Origin of the sequence: Faecalicatena contorta, assembly GCF_021531995.1 — a bacterium.
In the GTDB taxonomy this organism is placed as follows: domain Bacteria; phylum Bacillota; class Clostridia; order Lachnospirales; family Lachnospiraceae; genus Dorea_A; species Dorea_A contorta_A.
In genome coordinates, this window is sequence record NZ_JAFBIZ010000214.1 from 1 (window position 1) to 2,127 (window position 2,127).

Sequence of the window (2,127 nt, forward strand, 5' to 3'; positions counted from 1 at the left end):
ATGGATTAGCCGTCCGGATGTGAAAGGAGTTTCAGATGGCAGCCGTGCAGAAAAGGAAGTATGAAAAACCAATGATAAAGTTTGTGACAGATATGAATATTATATTGGAATGTCTATATGAGGTGTACGGACAGGAGGAACATCATGTACTTGAAGGGAAGGATATTCAAAAAACGATGATTTTTCCATTTCTGAAGATGTTAGAGAATCAGTGCAATGGAATTACTGTAAGAGTGATACATAAACAATTATGGGAAATCTATATAGCGGATCAATCAAAGGAACAGTTTATCAGTAATGCAGAGTCTCTTTTGAAACCGTTGAAACGAGCGGAGGAAAATGTGAATGTACTACAATAATTACAGAAAATCATGTGGAAACAGGCTGTTGAATAAGAGAATACCGCTATCGGATCAAGAGATCAAAGAACAATATATGGTGGCTTTACAAAAATTGTATGAGCAACATGATTTGGGAAGCATCTTATTTCTGCGGATTGCTGCAGAAACCGGATTAAGAATGCGTGATATTTATGATCTGAAACCCTCCGAGATAGTTGTTAGAAAGATTCATAAAAAATCATTGAAGACTGGTAAATACGAAAACTATCCGTTGATTTCTGAAGAAACAGAAAAGATTGCAGAACAATTAGTGGGGCTTCAAGGCAGATTTTTTAGCAGGGATTATCAGTATTATATAACTGGGATTAAAAGACAGTTCAGTGATCCTAATATGAAATTACTTTACATTGTACAATACAAAAGAAATAAGAATAGGGTTGAATGTTGTGCATGAATCCCAAATGAAAAAGAAATGGATATTTCCATCAGATAGTAGTATGATAAAGATAGTAAAGATTTTCCGTGGAGAAAGGGTGATGGTTATGGCATTGGCACAGGCTACAAAATCTCAAGAAGCAACTTATACAATTGATCATGCAATGGATGTTCTGCTGGCAAAGCTGGACGAGGCGATTGACGATATGGAAAATGGCAGAGTGCAGACCATCGAGGAAGCCTGGGAGGAAATCGACGCAGTATAAGGAACGCAAATGGAAAATAAGAAATACCGTGTTGTAATTGCTGAAAGCGGTAAGCGTGATGTGAAAGAGAAAAAGAAATATATTCTCCAGCATTTCAAATATCGTGAATATGCAGAAAGCTTTTCGCAAAAGATAAAAGCAGCAGCAATGCAATTAAAAGTATTTCCGACAGGATATGAAACGACAGGGTTTCAGTATCGAGGTTACAATATCTATATGAAGCCACAAAGTAATCATTTGCTGTTTTATACTATTGATGAAAGAACTGCAACGGTTACAATTCTTCGTGTGCTTCAGGATGGTATGGATTGGGAATACATAATAAAACGCTGGATAAAGAGAAATTCATAGAGGATAAGGCAGCATTTTGTGCTGTCTTTTTCTATCAGTGATCTTGCGAAACGAGGAGAGATTGGAATGTGTGGACGATATTATGTGGATGATGATACAGCCAGAGAAATAGAAAAAGTGGTCCGGGAGGTGGATGAGAAACTGAGAAGAGAGCGCAGGGGTGATATTTATCCCTCTCAGTCTGCAACTGTGATCACCGGAAGGAAACCACATCTTCTGGCAGAAGAAATGTTATGGGGCTTTCCGCAATATCAGAAAAAAGGGCTGCTGATTAATGCAAGAGCAGAAACAGCTCTGGAAAGAAAGTCGTTCCGGGATAGTGTGATGCACAGACGCTGTATCATTCCGGCAAAGCAGTTTTATGAATGGGATCCGGATAAGAATAAAGTTACTTTCCTGAGAGAAAATCAGCCGGTCTTATTCATGGCGGGTTTTTACAATCGCTTTCAGGATGAAGACCATTTCATTATCTTAACTACCCAGGCAAATGAATCGGTCAGTCCTGTGCATCATCGGATGCCGTTGATTCTGGAAAGATCCGAATTGGAAGATTGGGTATATGAAGACACGTTTTTGGAATATGCACTGCATAAAAAGCCGCCACAGTTGGCACGAAGGCAGGACTATGAACAACAGAGTTTATTTTTAATGTAAAAGGAGCCGTCTGAATTTAATCAGGCGGCTCGGTGTTATTTTATGGCATTTTTGGTTAAGCACACAGGAGTTCCTTACGA

5 protein-coding genes are annotated in these 2,127 nt (G+C 38.8%); all 5 read left to right on the plus strand.

Features of this window, described 5'->3' with window-relative positions:
* The first annotated feature begins 35 nt into the window (after positions 1 to 35).
* The 5 genes from JQM82_RS15325 (at position 36) to JQM82_RS15345 (ending at position 2,047) form a co-directional block, all read left to right on the plus strand.
* On the plus strand, positions 36 to 359 hold the full coding sequence (locus JQM82_RS15325) for a hypothetical protein (protein WP_235251277.1): 324 nt from the start codon (positions 36 to 38) through the stop codon (positions 357 to 359).
* A complete protein-coding gene (locus JQM82_RS15330) occupies positions 346 to 795 on the plus strand; it encodes a hypothetical protein (RefSeq protein ID WP_235251278.1) in 450 nt (149 codons plus the stop codon). Before JQM82_RS15325 ends, JQM82_RS15330 begins: the two co-directional genes overlap by 14 nt.
* Positions 796 to 838: 43 nt before the next feature.
* Positions 839 to 1,042 (plus strand): hypothetical protein, encoded by a 204-nt coding sequence (locus JQM82_RS15335; RefSeq protein WP_235251279.1) that lies wholly within the window; start codon positions 839 to 841, stop codon positions 1,040 to 1,042.
* Between the two features lie 9 nt (positions 1,043 to 1,051).
* Positions 1,052 to 1,393: a type II toxin-antitoxin system RelE/ParE family toxin gene (locus JQM82_RS15340; RefSeq protein ID WP_235251281.1), complete on the plus strand. Its 342-nt coding sequence runs from the start codon at positions 1,052 to 1,054 to the stop codon at positions 1,391 to 1,393.
* A gap of 66 nt (positions 1,394 to 1,459) precedes the next feature.
* The gene (locus JQM82_RS15345) at positions 1,460 to 2,047 is read left to right on the plus strand and encodes an SOS response-associated peptidase (protein WP_235251282.1); all 588 of its coding nucleotides are present in this window, start codon (positions 1,460 to 1,462) and stop codon (positions 2,045 to 2,047) included.
* The last annotated feature ends 80 nt before the right edge of the window (positions 2,048 to 2,127 follow it).

Bases quoted from the DNA above. Each gene is read 5' to 3' on its own strand.
- JQM82_RS15325 (WP_235251277.1), top strand. From the start codon at position 36: ATGGCAGCCGTGCAGAAAAGGAAGTATGAAAAACCAATGATAAAGTTT.
- JQM82_RS15330 (WP_235251278.1), top strand. From the start codon at position 346: ATGTACTACAATAATTACAGAAAATCATGTGGAAACAGGCTGTTGAAT.
- JQM82_RS15335 (WP_235251279.1), top strand. From the start codon at position 839: ATGATAAAGATAGTAAAGATTTTCCGTGGAGAAAGGGTGATGGTTATG.
- JQM82_RS15340 (WP_235251281.1), top strand. From the start codon at position 1,052: ATGGAAAATAAGAAATACCGTGTTGTAATTGCTGAAAGCGGTAAGCGT.
- JQM82_RS15345 (WP_235251282.1), top strand. From the start codon at position 1,460: ATGTGTGGACGATATTATGTGGATGATGATACAGCCAGAGAAATAGAA.